The following is a 14,899-nucleotide window of genomic DNA, read 5'->3' on the forward strand; positions in this document are numbered from 1 at the left end:
CGGGGCCCAACCCGGCACCCGTCGCCGGCTGGACCCGGCATCACGGAACGCCGACGGCCGCTCCCCCGGCCGGCGGAAGAACCCGCGCGGCGGAGAAGCGGCCGTCAAAGCCGGGCCCGTCGGTACGTCAGGGCGTCAGCACCTCGGTACGTCAGCTCGTCGACGCATCAGCGCGTCAACGCACCAGCACCTCGGCGCCGCGAAGCCCGCGCTACCCGGGCAGTCCGGGCAGTCCGGGCAGTCCGGCACCGGCTACCGACGAGGCCTCACGTGCCGGTTCGGACCTCAGATGCTGAGGGTCTGGCCCGGGAGGATCAGGTCCGGGTTGCCACCGATGACCTTGGCGTTGTTCTTGTACAGGTCGTGCCAGTCCAGGCCCTGCGCGGCGGCGATGGAGCTCAGGGTGTCACCGGTCTTGACGGTGTAGCTGCCCTTGGCGGCCGGCTTGGCGTCGTTCGAACGGTTCCAGGACTTGGCACCCTGGTCGGCCTTCGGCGCGGACTTCTGGGCGTCGGCCTTCGGAGCCGCCTTCGGCGCGGCAGCGTCGTTCTTCGGCGCGGCCTGGGCCTTGGGGGCGGCCTTCGGGGCCTCGGCCGGCTTGGCGGCGGCCTTGGGGGTCTGCGCCGGCTTGGCGGCGGTCGAGCCCGCGGCGGAGCCCGCCGAGGTGTCGACGGCGGCCGGGGCGCCGCCCTTGGTCAGGCCGGCCTTGACGGAGCAGACGGGCCAGGCGCCCGGGCCCTGCGAGGCCAGGACCTTCTCGGCGACGGCGATCTGCTGCGCCTTGGTGGCCTGGTTGGCCTGCGAGGCGTAGGCGGTGCCGCCGAAGGCGGCCCAGGTGCTGGAGGTGAACTGCAGACCGCCGTAGAAGCCGTTGCCGGTGTTGATGGCCCAGTTGCCGCCGCTCTCGCACTGGGCGACGGCGTCCCAGGTGGAGACGGAGGCGGCGGAGGCCGAGGTGGCCGTGACGAGGCCGGCCACCGGCAGGGCCGCGACAGCGGCGCCCGCCACGACAGCCATCCGAACGCGGTTGCGCTTGGTGGCGGCGGTGGTGGTGGCAGCGGCGGTCTCGTGACGGAAGGTCATGGGGTTCCTCTCGACAGCCCCGGGCGGGCATGCGGAACCAGGCCCTGGGAAGGGCCGCGTTCGCTTGCCGCGTCCGTCGGACGGCCGTGCACGTGTCGGACGTGCCGCTGCCGCCCCGGCCACCTCGCCGCTCGCCGGGCGACCTGTTCGAGCGATCGCGTCGGCGGGCACCTGCCGCGCCCGGCGGACCGGGGGGCTGTGCGTCGGGGGTGAACCCGGGTGGCGCTCGTTGCGCCGACCAAGAAGCTACGAGCCGGTCGGCGGGGAAACCAAAACTCTGACGGTCTGCCCAGCTCAGACAGGGGTTACCGGAGGTAACGACCATGCAATCACGCCCGGAATGTCCGATTTAGCCATTGATTCCTGGATCAAACATCCAGGCCGCGTGACCCACCTCACTGTTTGATTCCGGCAGTCCCGGCACCGACATCGACAGATTGCGACCACGAGAACACGCCGCGCGGTCGGATCCGGGGCAATTCCCGTCAGCCTCCATGGGCACCCGTGACGCCCGACACAAGGGCCCGTTGGGCATGACGACCTCTCCGTGTCCGCCCCCGCACCCCATCCGCACCCATCCGAGGAGACCCTGTGCCGCGCATGCTCGACGTCAGCGACGAGGTCCGGTCCGAGATCGGCGACGACGAGGCCGACCGCCTGCTGGGCGGCGACCGCGCCCCCGACAGCTACGAGTGCACCTCCTGCCGGACGCCCGGCGACACGCACGTGGAGCCCACCAGCACCGTGCTGTTCGTCGGTGACGAGACCGCCGTCCTCGCCTTCGCCCACGCCCGCTGCATCCCCTCGCAGGTCGTACCGGTCTCCGAGGAGCAGTTGGCCGGCGCCGTCCGCAGCATCAGCCAGTCCCAGCCCGGCCAGTCCCGGCCCGGCGGCCCGGACTTCGCCGTCCCCGCCGCCGTACCGGGCACCCCCGTACCGGGCAGCCCCGCGCCGACCCCGGCCGTGCCCGTCGGTCCCGGCCCGTCCGCCGCCCAGCCCGCCGCGGCCGGCCAGGCCGCCATCCTCGGCATCACCTGCGGACTCGTCCTGCACGGCAAGGTCGGGCACGCCTCGCTGGTGGTCGAGCCGACCGGGCCGGTCGGCCGCCCCGGCAGCACCTCGGGCGAGGACGAGTTCCTCGACCTGCTCCAGGACGCCGGCTTCCAGCCCGTCACCGACCTGGACGAGACCCCGGACCAGCTGCCCGGGTGGTCCGTCCTGGTCGCGATGGGCAAGCTGCACGCGATCCTCCAGCCCGCCGCGGCCGGCGGCAGCACCGGCTGGTGGCAGGCGCACCAGCCGCTCCAGGTCACCGACGCCTGGCGGATGGCCGCGAGCCAGCTCTCCGAGGTGACGATGTACGCGGTGCCGGCCGGCATGGTCGGCCGACAGCCCCGCGAGGACCTGCTGCGCCAGGCGCTGGAGCGGGCCGTGGCGCTGGGTCAGGTGGTCGCCGCCTCCCTCCCGCTCGCCGGCACCTGATCCGCCTCCGCCCTCCGGTCCTGCCGGAAGGCGGCCCCGGACCCGCCGGAAGGCCGCCGCCCACCCCCACGGCGGCCTTCCGGCGGACGCGCCCCCTCCGCACCCCGAGTCCCGGCGCGTCCACACCCCGCCCGGCGCGCCGACCCCCTCCGCACCCCGGCGTGCGGGCGCACCCGCGCCCCTGGGCACCGCATCCCCCGCCCCTCTCGATCGTTGGCTCCTACGTGTACAGCTACGACGTCTCCGCGTCCCCCGGCCGGTCCGCCACCGCCTCGCGCTCGATCCCGGGCATGCGCCCGTCGTACGACGCCGAGCACCCGCACTCCGCCACGCCGATCTACGACGAGCTGTACTCCGAGTACCGACGCCTCTTCCGTGCCCTGCCCGGTGACCGCTCGGGCGAGGAGGACCTGAAGTTCACCGGCTTCGCGGTCCGTGACGGCTACCCCCCGATCGGCGAGCAGCGCCCGTACCCGCCCCAGCAGCAGGCCTTCCACACCCTCCCGGGCCAGGCACCGGGCCTCCCCCAGTTCATGCCGAGCTCCCAGCACCACGGCTCCGGCCCCACCGGCGGCCAGCAACACGGTTCCAGCGGCGGCCAGCAGCACGGCCACACCGGCGGTCACGCCGCCGCCCACACCGGAACCCACGCCGCCGCCCAGCAGCACGGCCACACCGGCAGCCACCCCGTCGCCCAGCAGCACGGCCACACCGGCAGCCACACGGCCGCCCACTCCAGCGGGCACACCACCGGCGGTCACACCACCGGAAGCCACATCGGGGGTCATGCCCCCGCCCACGCCGGCGCCCACGCCACCGGCCACCACAACCACAACCACAACCACAACCACCAGAGCCATCACACCCCCCACCAGGGCCACGGCCACCCCGTCGGCCGGCCCGAGCCCGCCGCCCCCACCGGCGACGGCCTCCGGCGCCCGGCCCCGCCCCTCGCGCAGGACCAACCCGCCCTCCCCGCGGCCCAGTTCACCAACGGTCAGGGCTGGGTCGCGGCCGGCTACCTGGGCGCGGCCCCGGTGCCAGCGCCCGCGCTCCCGCCGATGCCGCTCCCCGCGCCCCCGCCGCCGATGCCGCCCGCGCCCGCCCCGGTGATGGGTACGGCTGCCGGCCTCGCCCCCGCGCCATCGACCGGCGGCCGCCACCGCCAGATGCTCTCCCTGCCCCCGGGCTCCACCGTCGACCACCGCTGACGCCGACCCCGCGCCCCGGCCCGCCCGGGGAGCCGAGCAGGACACCCGCACGGGACGCGCGAGCCCCGGCCGGGAGCCCCGAAAGCCCCGAGAACGCCGGAGGGCCCCGCCACCACCGTGGCGGGGCCCTCCGGCCGTCGGTCGGCGGACCAGCCGCTCCTACCGACTACTTCTCACTGCTCACTGCCTACTTCTTCTTGCGCTTCTCCCGGACCCGCACCGAGATCGAGATCGGCGTTCCGACGAACCCGAACTCCTCGCGCAGCCGGCGCTCGATGAAGCGCCGGTAGCCGGCCTCCAGGAAGCCCGAGGCGAACAGCACGAAGCGCGGCGGACGGGTGCCCGCCTGGGTGCCGAACAGGATGCGCGGCTGCTTGCCGCCCCGGATCGGGTGCGGGTGGGCGGCGACCAGCTCGCCGAGGAAGGCGTTCAGGCGCGCGGTCGGGATGCGGGTCTCCCAGCCCTCCAGCGCGGTCTCGATCGCCGGGACGAGCTTCTCCATGTGCCGGCCGGTCTTGGCCGAGACGTTGACCCGCGGGGCCCACTGCACCTGGACGAGGTCGCGCTCGATCTCGCGCTCCAGGTAGTAGCGGCGCTCCTCGTCGAGCTGGTCCCACTTGTTGTAGGCGACGACGACGGCGCGCCCGGCCTCGACGGCCATCGAGATGATCCGGGTGTCCTGCTCGGCGAGGGTCTCGCTGGCGTCGATCAGGACGACCGCGACCTCGGCCTTGTCCAGCGCGGCGACGGTGCGCAGCGAGGCGTAGAAGTCGGCGCCGGCGGTCAGGTGGACCCGGCGGCGGATACCGGCGGTGTCCACGAACTTCCAGGTCTTGCCGCCGAGCTCGATCATCTCGTCGACCGGGTCACGGGTGGTGCCGGCCAGCTCGTTGACGACGACGCGCTCCTCGCCGGCGACCTTGTTCAGCAGGCTGGACTTGCCGACGTTGGGCCGGCCGATCAGCGCGATGCGGCGCGGGCCGCCGGGGGCGGCGTCGCCGAAGGTCTGCGGCGGGGCCTCGGGCAGCGCGTCCATGACGGCGTCCAGGAGGTCACCCGAGCCGCGGCCGTGCAGGGCGGAGACCGGGAAGGGCTCGCCGAGGCCGAGCGACCACAGGTAGGCGGCCTCGGCCTCGGTGGAGGGGCCGTCGACCTTGTTGGCGCACAGGACGGTCGGCTTGCCCGCCCGGCGGATGATCTTGATCAGGGCCTCGTCGGTGTCGGTGGCGCCGACGGTGGCGTCCACCACGAACAGCACCGCGTCGGCCTGCTCGATGCCCAGCTCGGCCTGGGCGGCCACCATGGCGTCGATGCCGAGGACGTCGATCTCCCAGCCGCCGGTGTCGACCACCTTGAAGCGGCGGCCGTTCCAGCTGGCCTCGTAGGTGACCCGGTCGCGGGTGACGCCCGGCTTGTCCTCGACGACGGCCTCACGGCGGCCGATGATGCGGTTCACCAGGGTCGACTTGCCGACGTTGGGGCGGCCGACCACGGCCAGCACCGGCAGTCGGACGTGCTCGGCGCCGTCCGCGGCGTCGATGCCGTCGAGGTCGAAGCCCTCTTCGGCGGCGAGTGCCATGAACTCGGCGTAGTCGGCGGCGTCCAGCTCACCGGGGCCGGTGGCGGCGTGCTCTGCGGTCATGTTCGTCTGTTCCGTTTCCCGGCCCGGCCCTTCCCAGGGGCGTGCCGTGCGTACCTGCCCCGCTCGGGGCAGCGCGATGGTTGGCTCCGCGGCACCTCGACGGCCCGCGGTTCACTCGTTGATCGGCCCGACGGCGGTCGAACCGGCTCTGGTTCGGCCCGGCCGCAGCCGGACCGGAGTCGTGGTCGGCCCGACGGCAGCCGGACCGGGGTCGTGATCGGCCCGACGGCAGCCGGACCGGAGTCGTGATCGGCCCGGCCGCAGCCGGACCGGTTCCGGTCGCCCCGACGGCAGTCGGTCAGACCGAGGACAGTCCGGCCCGCTCCTCCACCAGCCCGGCGATCCGGTCGATCACCTGCTCCAGGGTGAGCTCGCTGGTGTCCACGAGGACGGCGTCCGCGGCCTGGGCCAGCGGGGCCGTCTTCCGGGAGGAGTCGGCGGCGTCCCGGCGGGCGAGGTCGGCGGCCATCGCGGTGATGGTCGCCTCGTCCACGCCCTTGGCCCGCAGCTCGGCGGCCCGGCGCGCGGCCCGGGCCTCCTCGGAGGCGGTCAGGAAGACCTTGACGGTGGCGTCCGGGAACACCACGGTGCCCATGTCCCGGCCCTCGGCGACGATGCCGCGCTCGGCGACCTCGGCGCAGCCGCGCTGCAGCTCCACCAACCGGGACCGTACGGCCGGCACCGCGGACACGGCGCTGACCTTGGCGGTCACCTCGGGGCCGCGGATCGGGCCGGACACGTCCTGGCCGTCCACCGTGATGGTGGGGCCGTCGGCGTCGGTGCCCGAGACGATCACCGGCTTGCCGCACGCGACGGCCACCGCCTCCTGGTCGTCGACGTCGACCTCGTTGGCCAGCATCCACCAGGTCATCGCCCGGTACATGGCACCGGTGTCCAGGAAGCTCAGGCCCAGCCGGGCGGCGACCGCCCGCGAGACGGTCGACTTGCCGGAGCCGGAGGGCCCGTCGATGGCGACGACGACCGGGGCGTGCGCTCGGTCGGCAGTGTCCACGGGGCGAACCTCTCTCTGAGCATGGGAGCCGGAGCCTGGGCAGGCGGGCGGCCGGGGATTGTCTCCCTCAAGGTTAATGGACCGCCGGGGTGACATACTCCGCCACCATCCGGCCCCCTCCCCACCGGGCCGGATCCAGCCTGGATCCGGCCCGGATCCAGGCCGGGTCCAGGCCCGCCCCGGTCCCGACCGGCTCCGATCCGGGACCCCGTCCACCCCGCGACAGGCCCCGACGGGCGGCCCCGCTACCCGACCGCCTCCAGCACCGCCGTCCCGAGCCGCGGCCGCAGGTACTCCCCGTCCCGTTCGACCCCGAGCACCCCGCCGACCAGCACCATCGGCACCTCCCGCCCGAGGACCTCCCACACGAACGGCACCCTGGACAGGTGCGACGGGAAGTCGTTCACCTCGAACGCGTTCGGGTGGTACGCGTCGTCCGCCGCCTCCCGCCAGTCGAAGGAGCTCCGCGGCCGGGGCCCGTCCGGTGTCCGGGTGTGGGCGAGGAAGGTGGTGAGCCAGCCGGTCACCCGGGGCCCGCCGGACCTCCCGTGCCACTTGAACAGCGAGCGCCAGAAGTCCTCGTCCACCGGCCCGCCGGCCGCCGTCGCGGCGATCTCGTCCACCACCGGCCGCAGCCGGGCGAACCAGGGTGTCAGCCCGTCGAAGTGCCGGGCCAGCGCGCGGACGCCGTCCGCCAGCCGGACCCAGTCCTCGGCCGTGCCCTCCAGGCGTACCTTCGGGATGCCGCAGCGGGTCTCCCAGCGGAAGTCGTAGTACGGGCTGACCACGTCCATCAGCGCCACCAGCGCCGAGGCGGCGTCGTCCGGTGTCGTGGTGGAGAAGTCCGGCCGGAACAGGTCCACCAGCTCCGCGCCGAGGGCCGCCGCGAGCGGTTCCCGCACCAGGCCCACCGAACGCGACCAGTCCGGCCCGGACCACCGCGCCGACGGCCCCGCGAGGCCGTCGTCCCGCACCACGATCGGATCCCGGCGCCCGTCGGCCGCGCCGAACAGCTCGCGGTGGCGCGACGGGTCCGTCCGTACGTGCACGGCGACCTCGTGCACCACCGCGTACCAGAGCACGTCCGGGGACAGGCTCAACGGCAGGTGCTCGGCGAAGGCGGCGTGGGCCGCCCGCAGCAGCAGGCTGAAGGTCGGCTCGGGCTCCGCGGACTCCGGGGACCGCGGTACGGGCCGGGGGCGCTCGTACATCGCCTCGACGCTGCGGTGGCGGATCAGGTGCCGATCACCCAGCACCGCCCGCAGGAACCGCTCGTTCCCGAGGTCCACCGGTTCTCCGGCGAACCCGTGCCGGGTATCCCCCAGCGGCAAGTCGATGATCACACCAGCCCCTCCCCGCAACGCAACGCGCCCGTCCCCGGAACCCAGTCCGGAACCCAGTCCGGTACCCACCCCCGGACCTCCGGCTCAGTCCCGAACGCTCCAGCCGCTCGCCCGCAGCGCCTTGGTCAGCCGCTTCACCGCCGTCGGCGCCACCGACAGCTGGACGAAGCCGACCTGCTGCCCGGTCGAGTGCTCGATGACGACGTCCTCGATGTTGACCCCGGCCTCGCCGACCTCCCCGAACAGCCGACCCAGCTCGCCCGGCTGGTCGCCCAGCACGACCGTCAGGGTCTCGTACCGGGTGGGCGGCGCGCCGTGCTTGCCGGGGATGCGGGCCTGGCCGGTGTTGCCGCGCCGCATGACCGCCTCGATCCCGGCCGCGCCCGCCCGGCGCTCACTCTCCTCGGCGGCCTGCATGGCGCGCAGCGCGGTGACGGTGTCGCCGAGGTCGCGGGCGACCCCGTCCAGCACGTCGGCGACCGCGCCCGCGTTGGCGGAGAGGATGTCGACCCACATGCCGGGGTTGGAGGCGGCGATCCTGGTGACATCGCGCACGCCCTGGCCGGAGAGCCTTATGGCGGTCTCGTCGGCGTTCTCCAGCCGGGCCGCGACCAGTGAGGAGACCAGCTGCGGGGCGTGCGACACCAGGGCGACCGCCCGGTCGTGCTCGGCGGCGTTCATCACGATCGGCACCGCGCCGCAGAGCGCGACCAGCTCCAGCGCGGCGTTGAGCGTCTCGGTGTCGGTGTCCGCGGTCGGGGTGAGCACCCAGGGGCGGCCCTCGAAGATGTCGGCGCGGGCGGCCAGCGGGCCGGAGCGCTCGCGGCCGGCCATCGGGTGGCTGCCGATGTAGTGGACGGTGTCGCAGCCGAGCTCGGCGATCTCGCTGCCCGGGCCCGACTTCACGCTGGCGACGTCGGTGTACCAGTGCGCCAGGTTGCGGCGCTGGCAGTCGGCCAGCACCTTGCCGACCAGCGCGGGCGGCACGGCGATGATCGCCAGGTCCACCGGGCCGTCGACCGGGTCGGTGATACCCGCTCCGAGCGACTCCGCCGTACGGGCCGCGTCCGGGTCGGCGTCCTCCAGATGGACGGTCAGCCCGCGAGCGGTCAGCGCGAGCGCGGCGGAGGTGCCGATCAGTCCGGTGCCGACGACAACGGCAGTGCGCATGGCGGGTCGCTCTCCTCATCACGATTCTCGACGGGTGCCGGGACCGGCCGAGAGCACCCGCGCCCCATCCTCCCTCATCCGCCCCGCCGAAGTCCCCACCGTCCGTCCGGCAACCGGGAGGGCGGCCCCGGCAGCTTCCGGCACCGGCAACCGCGACGGGCCCGCCCCCGTCCCACACAGTGCACACGCCGCACCCGGAAATCCTGCGACGCCCGCCCCGAAGCCGGGCAGACTGGCCGCCCGGGAGGGAAAGCGGACCGACCGGGCACCCGACCGGCGCCGACGGCCGAGCCCGGCACAACGGGCACCGCACGACGGGCGACACGCGCCGGGCGCCGGGCGATGCACGACGGGCGACACGCGAACGAAGGGGTTGCGCATGGACGATCACCTGGACGATCAGCACGACAGCGGGAACGGGCCGTCGACACCACCGGCCGTACCAGCCCACCCGTCGGTCCTGGACTCCGTCGTGGTGTACGCCGAGGGCGCGGTGTGCCGCCGGCGGGCCACCGTCCCGGTCCCGCCCGGCGGACGGCTGCGGCTGACCGGCCTGCCCTCCGCCCTGGACGGCCGCTCACTGCGCGCCCGGGTGCTCGCCGGGCCGGCCGGCACCGCGGTCACCGAGGCCCGGCTGGAGCTGCTCGCCGAGCTCCGCGAACCCGACGAACTCCCGGAGCTGAAGCGGGCATTGGACGAGGCGGCCGAGCACCGGAGCTCGCTCGCCGAGCGCCTCCGGCTGGTCCGGAGCGCGATCTCCGAGACCGCCGCGCTGCGCGCCGTCCCGCCGCAGCGCCGCCGTGACGAGCCGCTGCGCCGCACGCCCGCCGACGCCTGGCTGGAGCTCGCCGACTTCGTCGACGGGCGTCTGGCCCGACTCCAGGAGCGCGCCGAGGAGCTCACCCGGGAGCTGGAACTCGCCGACCACGAGCGCGACCTGGCCGCCGACCGCCTGGAGCGGGCGTCCACCGCCGACCGGGCCGAGCCGGTCGGCACCGGCACCACCGCCCTGCTCACCCTCACCACCGGAAGCACCACCGGAAGCACCGCCCGGAGCACCCCCGAGGGCACGACCCAGGACCACGACCTCACCCTGGAGCTGGAACTGGAGTACGGCGTCCCCGCCGCCCGCTGGGTCCCGGCCTACCGGCTCTCCTACCGCACCGGCACCGACACGGCCCACCTGGTCCTGCGGGCCGCCGTCGCCCAGCGCACCGGCGAGGACTGGACGGGCGTGGACCTCGCGCTGTCCACCGCCGACCTCGACCGCCGCACCGACCTGCCCCGGCTCGCCTCGCTGCGGATCGGCCGCAGCCAGCCCGCCCCGCTGCCCTCCGGCTGGCGCGAGCCCCCGGCCGGCCTGAGCGACCTCTTCACCGGCTACGACGCGGCCGGTGCCGACCGTCCCGCCCCGCCCCGCGAGCCCCACCGCAGCCCGTACCGCCCGGTCGCCGCCGGCCTCGACCGCTCCGCCCACCCCGGCGGCGCATTCCGGGGCGGCCCCCGAGCCGAGGCCTTCGCCGCCCAGGACTTCGGCGCCCAGGACCTCGCGGCCCAGGAATTCGCGCCCGACGAAGGAATCGCCCCCGCCACCGCCGGCCCGTACGGCGGCGGCCTGCTGAGCGCCGACCAGCCGATGCCCCCGCCTCCCGGCGGCCCGGGCGGCCCGATGGTGCCGGGCGGCTTCGCGGGCTACGGCGCCCCGCCGCTCCCGGCCCCGGTCTCGGCCCCGTCGCCGTCCCCCACTCCCGTCGCCCCCTCGGCACCGCTGCCGCAGGCCCCGGGCGGCCGGCCGCCCGCCGGGGCGCGCCTGCGCTCCGCCCGCCTCGCTCCGCCCCCTCCGCCCGGCCTCGCCCCGGACGCCGCCCTGCTCGACTACCCGGACCTCGTCCTGGCGGGCCCCGACGAGCCCGCCGCCCGGCGCGGCACCCTGCACCCGCGCCTCGCACAAGACGCACGAGACGCACGAGACACACGAACCGCACGAACCGCATCGGACGCCCCGGAAGCCCTCTGGACCCCGCCCGGCAGCGACTCCGCCCGGCTCCGCGACCTCACGCCGCCCCGGCACGCCGTCCCGCCCCGCGAGTCGGCCGGCTCCTTCGACCACCGTTTCGACGCCGCCGCCCCCGCCGACATCCCGTCCGACGGCACCTGGCACACCGTGACCGTCGGCGAGATCCCGCTCGCCGTCCGCCCGGAGTACGTCACCGTCCCCGCCGTCGAGGAGAAGGTGTACGCGACCCTGGTGCTCGCCAACCGCACCGACCAGGCCGTCCTGGCCGGCCCGGTCGAGGTCACCGTGGACGGCGGGTTCCTACTCACCGCCGCCCTGCCCACCCTGGCGCCCGGCGGCGAGCGGCGGCTGGGCATCGGTGTCGCCGAGAGCGTCGAGGTGGCGCGCCGCACCGAGCTGCGCGAGTCCACCACGGGCATGCTGAAGGGCAACAGCACCGTCCTCGACCACCGGGTGCACGTCCAGCTGGCGAACCGGCTCGGACGCGCCGTCACGGTGGAGGTCCGCGAACGGGTGCCGGTCGCCTCCGACGCCGAGATCCGGATCGACGAGCAGGCCGACTGGCACGCCCCGGCCGTCTCCACGCCTGACTGCCCGCCCAGCACCCGGCTCTGGCGGGTCGACCTGCCGCCCGGCGGACGCGTCGAGCTGGACGGCGGCTACCTGATCAAGATCCCGGCCGGAAAGGCCATCGTCGGCGGAAACCGGAGGAACTGAGCGATGACCGTCGAAACGATTCCCCTGCCCGTCACCGCCGTGACCTGCCTGGAGGACCGCGGCCAGGTCGAGCGCACCACGACGGTCGGGCTCGCCGCGGGCGTGCAGCGGCTGCGCCTGGGCCCGCTCACCGCCCTGGCCGTCGACCGCACCCTGCGCGCCGAGTCCGCCACCGCCGGCGTCCGGGTGCTGGACTCCCGGCTGGTGCGCGGCTGGTCCCCGCGCGCCCCGCTGCCGCCCGGCCCGGAGGACTCCGAACTGCGCCACCGGCTGCACCGGCTGGACGCCGAGAGCCGGCTGGCCGACCAGACCCGGGGGCGGCTGGAGGCCCGGCTGGCGCTGCTCGCCCAGCTCTCCGCCGACCTGCTGCGCGAGATCGGCGAGGGCGCCGGCCTCGGCGAGCTCGAACCCAACCGCTGGGCGCGGGAGCTGGGCCGGGTGGACGCCGAGCGCGAGCGCTACGGCGAGGAGCTGCGCGCCACCCACTCCCGGCTGCGCCGGCTGGAGGAGGAACGCTCACAGGCCCTGATCGCCCTGGACGAGGCCGAGGAGGAACCGGCGGAGCTGACCGCCCACCTGGAGCTCACCGTGGAGGCGGCGCGCTCCGGCCCCGCCGAGCTGACGGTCTCCCACCTCGTGCCCTGCGCGCTGTGGCGGCCCTCCTACCGGGCGACCCTGGACGGCGGCGAGCTGCGCCTGGAGTCGGAGGCGGTGGTCTGGCAGCGCACCGGCGAGGACTGGACGAACGCCCGTCTCACCTTCTCCACCGCCCGGTCCGCCCTCGCCACCGCGCCGCCCGCGGTCGCCGAGGACGTGCTGGTGCTGCGCGAGCGCACCGACGAGGAGCGCCGCACGGTGGAGGTCGAGCTGCGCGAGGAGGCGGTCGCCACCCTGGGCCCGGCCTCCCGGGTGCCGGGTGTGGACGACGGCGGCGAGGTCCGGGTGCTGCCCGCCCCCGCCCCCGCGACCGTGCCCTCCGACGGCCGCGCGCACCGGGTGCCGCTGGGGGCCTTCACCGGCCCGGCGGGCAGCGAGTACGCCAGCGCCCCGGAGCTGTCCCCGCTGGTCACCCAGGTGGTCCGGTTCCGCAACGCGGCCGGGCACCCGCTGCTGTCCGGCCCGGTCGAGCTGGTCCGCGGCAGCGGTTTCACCGGCCGGGGCGAGCTGCGCTTCACCGCGGCCGGGGCCGAGGCCGAGCTGTCCTTCGGCAGTTCGGACGGCTACCGGGTGGTCCGGGAGACGGAGGAGCGCCAGGCCACCGCCGGTCTCACCGGCCGCCAGACCACCACCCGGACGGTCCGGCTGCACCTGTCCCGCTTCTCCGGCCCGGAGGAGCACGACGACCGGATCGTCACGGTGCGCGAGCGGGTGCCGGTCTCCGAGGTGTCGGCGGTCGAGGTGCGGCTGCGCAAGGAGGACTGCTCCCCGGCGCCGGACTCCTTCGACGCCGAGGGCATCGTCCGCTGGGACGTCCCGCTCGCCCCCGGCGCCCGGCGCACCCTCACCCTGGTGTACGAGGTGTCCGCCTCCTCGAAGGTGGCCGGGCTCTGAACGGGGCCGACTCCGGGCCGCACCGACTCCGGCCGCACCGACACCTGGCAGCACCGACACCTGGCAGCCGCCCGCGGACACCACCGTGCCGATGACGGCCGCTCAGGACCAAACCGGAGACAACGGGTAGAAAAGGAAACATGATCCTCCACCTTGCTCCCCTGGACGACTGGCTGGCCGACCCCGGCCGCCCGTACGCCACCGCGTCACTGCTGACCGACGGGTTCATCCACTGCTCGGCGGACGAGCGGACGGCACTCGCGGTGGCCAACGCCTTCTTCGCCGACACCCCCGACCCCCTGATGGTGCTGCTGATCGAGGAGTCGCTGGTGGAGCCGATGGTGAAGTGGGAGGCCCCGCACGGCGCCCCGCCGCCCGGGGCCACGCCGGGCGTCCTGTTCCCGCACGTCTACGGGCGGCTGAACCGCACCGCCGTGGTCGGCCTGGAGAAGGTCGAGCGCGGGCCGGACGGCCGCTGGGCCTCGCTCAGCCCCTGGAGCTGACGGGCGCGGCCGGGGAGCCGTTCCCCGCGGCCGCCCCGCTCCGGACTACAGCCACCCCCGCTCCCGGGCCGCCATCCCGGCCTGGAAGCGGGTGGTGGCGCCCAGCGAGCGCATCAGGCTCTGGAGCCGGCGCTGGGTGGTCCGGGCGCTCCAGCCAAGCGAACGGGCGATCGACTCGTCGGTGAGCCCGGCCGCCAGCAGGCCCAGCAGTTTGCGGTGGTCGGCCTCCGGCCCCGCCCCGGCGTCCCCGGTGCCGGTCTCGGCCTGCAGGCGCACGGCCCGCTCCCACTCCGCCTCGAACAGCGTGTCCAGCGCCTGGAGCAGCGCCGAGGGGTGGATGACGTACGCGGCGTCCAGCACGCTGTCTCCGACGCTGATCGGGATGATCGCCATCCGATCATCCGAGATGATCATCTTCATCGGCAGCGTCGGCCGGACCCGCGCCTCCTCGCCGTCCACGACACCGACCAGGATGTTCTTCTCCAGCCGTCCCGGCCAGGCCACCGCCTCCCGGTCGTAGACCGTGCGGAACTTCACGCCCTCGCGCAGCCGCCGCCGCTGCAGCGGCATGGGCGCCACCGGGTCCTGGATGTACGGCGGGCGGTCGAAGCCGCGCACCTGGTACTGGCTGGTCTCGGTGATGTGCTCCAGTCGCTGGGCGATCGCCTCCCCGCCGGTCAGCACCTCCACCGAGTGCGCCGGGTCGGTGTACCGAGAGGCCTCCCGGAAGGCGTCCATCAGCCGGTGCATCTCGGCCCGGGCGTAGCGCAGTTCCGACTCCCGGTGGCCGATCAGGGTGCCGATCGCGACGTCCGGGGGGACGGGCAGGTAGCGGTGCCGGTCCACCGGGGCCCGGGTGGCCATGCCCTGCTGCGCCAACCGGTCCAGCGCGCGCACGCTCTGCTGGAACGTCAGCCCGCAGCTCTCCGCCAGCTCCTCCGCCGTGGACTGCGGGCTGGCCACCAGTGCCGCGTAGACCTGCCCGTCCGGCTCCGCCAGTCCCAGTGCGCCGAGGGCCTGTCCGCCGGCCCGCCCCAGTGCTGCATCGGACACGACGCCCTCTCCCCCTGCTCGCCCGTTCCCGTGGGCCCCGTCGGCCCCTTCCCGCCCCGACCCGCGCGCCCCGCGCTGGCGCAGTCCCGCCACACCGCCGGGTGGTGCTCCGCTG

11 protein-coding genes are annotated in these 14,899 nt (G+C 75.2%); 5 read left to right on the top strand and 6 right to left on the bottom strand.

The window, feature by feature from the left end; translation table 11 throughout:
- Window positions 1-285 precede the first annotated feature (285 nt).
- Entirely contained in the window at window positions 286-1,083 is a 798-nt protein-coding gene (locus tag ACWD4P_RS21025; protein WP_449780570.1) for a transglycosylase family protein, read from the bottom strand.
- Window positions 1,084-1,674: 591 nt separating this feature from the next.
- Between ACWD4P_RS21025 and ACWD4P_RS21030 the strand changes: the two genes are divergently transcribed.
- Complete coding sequence (locus ACWD4P_RS21030; protein WP_449780571.1) at window positions 1,675-2,565, top strand: hypothetical protein; 891 nt, start codon at window positions 1,675-1,677, stop codon at window positions 2,563-2,565.
- A gap of 224 nt (window positions 2,566-2,789) precedes the next feature.
- Window positions 2,790-3,776 (top strand): hypothetical protein, encoded by a 987-nt coding sequence (locus ACWD4P_RS21035; RefSeq protein WP_449780572.1) that lies wholly within the window; start codon window positions 2,790-2,792, stop codon window positions 3,774-3,776.
- A gap of 187 nt (window positions 3,777-3,963) precedes the next feature.
- Here ACWD4P_RS21035 and der read toward each other — a convergent pair whose 3' ends face one another.
- The 4 genes from der to ACWD4P_RS21055 all read right to left on the bottom strand — a co-directional run bounded on the left by der (window position 3,964) and on the right by ACWD4P_RS21055 (window position 8,943).
- A complete protein-coding gene (gene der / locus ACWD4P_RS21040; protein WP_449780573.1) occupies window positions 3,964-5,418 on the bottom strand; it encodes a ribosome biogenesis GTPase Der in 1,455 nt (484 codons plus the stop codon).
- 298 nt (window positions 5,419-5,716) lie between these two features.
- Complete coding sequence (gene cmk, locus ACWD4P_RS21045) at window positions 5,717-6,430, bottom strand: (d)CMP kinase (protein ID WP_359824291.1); 714 nt, start codon at window positions 6,428-6,430, stop codon at window positions 5,717-5,719.
- Window positions 6,431-6,675: 245 nt separating this feature from the next.
- Window positions 6,676-7,773, bottom strand: coding sequence for a DUF4419 domain-containing protein (locus ACWD4P_RS21050; RefSeq protein ID WP_449780574.1), 1,098 nt, complete (start codon window positions 7,771-7,773; stop codon window positions 6,676-6,678).
- 84 nt (window positions 7,774-7,857) lie between these two features.
- On the bottom strand, window positions 7,858-8,943 hold the full coding sequence (locus ACWD4P_RS21055) for a prephenate dehydrogenase (RefSeq protein WP_359824289.1): 1,086 nt from the start codon (window positions 8,941-8,943) through the stop codon (window positions 7,858-7,860).
- A gap of 379 nt (window positions 8,944-9,322) precedes the next feature.
- On the opposite strand from ACWD4P_RS21055, the gene ACWD4P_RS21060 reads away from it, so the two are divergent.
- The 3 genes from ACWD4P_RS21060 to ACWD4P_RS21070 all read left to right on the top strand — a co-directional run bounded on the left by ACWD4P_RS21060 (window position 9,323) and on the right by ACWD4P_RS21070 (window position 13,731).
- Window positions 9,323-11,677, top strand: coding sequence for a DUF4139 domain-containing protein (locus ACWD4P_RS21060; protein WP_449780575.1), 2,355 nt, complete (start codon window positions 9,323-9,325; stop codon window positions 11,675-11,677).
- Between the two features lie 3 nt (window positions 11,678-11,680).
- The gene (locus tag ACWD4P_RS21065) at window positions 11,681-13,228 is read left to right on the top strand and encodes a mucoidy inhibitor MuiA family protein (protein ID WP_359830571.1); all 1,548 of its coding nucleotides are present in this window, start codon (window positions 11,681-11,683) and stop codon (window positions 13,226-13,228) included.
- A 140-nt stretch (window positions 13,229-13,368) separates the two neighbouring features.
- Window positions 13,369-13,731: a DUF952 domain-containing protein gene (locus ACWD4P_RS21070; protein ID WP_359830569.1), complete on the top strand. Its 363-nt coding sequence runs from the start codon at window positions 13,369-13,371 to the stop codon at window positions 13,729-13,731.
- Between the two features lie 45 nt (window positions 13,732-13,776).
- On the opposite strand, the gene ACWD4P_RS21075 is transcribed toward ACWD4P_RS21070, so the two are convergent.
- On the bottom strand, window positions 13,777-14,784 hold the full coding sequence (locus tag ACWD4P_RS21075) for a helix-turn-helix domain-containing protein (protein ID WP_359830566.1): 1,008 nt from the start codon (window positions 14,782-14,784) through the stop codon (window positions 13,777-13,779).
- Window positions 14,785-14,899: the final 115 nt, after the last annotated feature.

Source organism: Kitasatospora sp. NPDC002543 (assembly GCF_053594915.1).

What these genes read in the sequence shown, in the direction of transcription:
- ACWD4P_RS21055 (WP_359824289.1), bottom strand. Translation starts at nt 8,943, where the DNA reads ATGCGCACTGCCGTTGTCGTCGGCACCGGACTGATCGGCACCTCCGCC.
- ACWD4P_RS21060 (WP_449780575.1), top strand. Translation starts at nt 9,323, where the DNA reads ATGGACGATCACCTGGACGATCAGCACGACAGCGGGAACGGGCCGTCG.
- der (WP_449780573.1), bottom strand. Translation starts at nt 5,418, where the DNA reads ATGACCGCAGAGCACGCCGCCACCGGCCCCGGTGAGCTGGACGCCGCC.
- ACWD4P_RS21025 (WP_449780570.1), bottom strand. Translation starts at nt 1,083, where the DNA reads ATGACCTTCCGTCACGAGACCGCCGCTGCCACCACCACCGCCGCCACC.
- ACWD4P_RS21070 (WP_359830569.1), top strand. Translation starts at nt 13,369, where the DNA reads ATGATCCTCCACCTTGCTCCCCTGGACGACTGGCTGGCCGACCCCGGC.
- ACWD4P_RS21065 (WP_359830571.1), top strand. Translation starts at nt 11,681, where the DNA reads ATGACCGTCGAAACGATTCCCCTGCCCGTCACCGCCGTGACCTGCCTG.